The sequence below is a fragment of the Porphyromonas canoris genome, assembly GCF_000765975.1.
In the GTDB taxonomy this organism is placed as follows: Bacteria; Bacteroidota; Bacteroidia; order Bacteroidales; family Porphyromonadaceae; genus Porphyromonas_A; species Porphyromonas_A canoris.
This window is the reverse complement of sequence record NZ_JQZX01000018.1, coordinates 1-205: the sequence shown is the minus strand read 5'-3', so window position 1 is coordinate 205 and position 205 is coordinate 1. Positions and strand designations below refer to the sequence as shown.

Sequence of the window (205 nt, the reverse complement as noted above, 5' to 3'; positions counted from 1 at the left end):
GTAAGAGGCAGAAGTGGAAACTTCCGTGCCGGACTCTGTCCATCTTATAAACCTCCAACCTTCTTTTGGAGTAGCTACAACGGTTACTTGTGTATTCTCTTCAAACTTCCCTGCGCCCGATACCGTACCGCCGTCGTTTGGTTGAGCCGAAAGGGTTACGGTGTATTGCTTGGGCGGTATCTTCTCGAAATGTGCTACGAGAGTG

At 49.8% G+C, this 205-nt stretch carries 1 protein-coding gene; it reads right to left on the bottom strand.

The window, feature by feature from the left end; translation table 11 throughout:
- Positions 1-205 (bottom strand): InlB B-repeat-containing protein (locus HQ29_RS10445; RefSeq protein WP_036869498.1); only part of this gene is annotated, 205 nt, incomplete at both ends.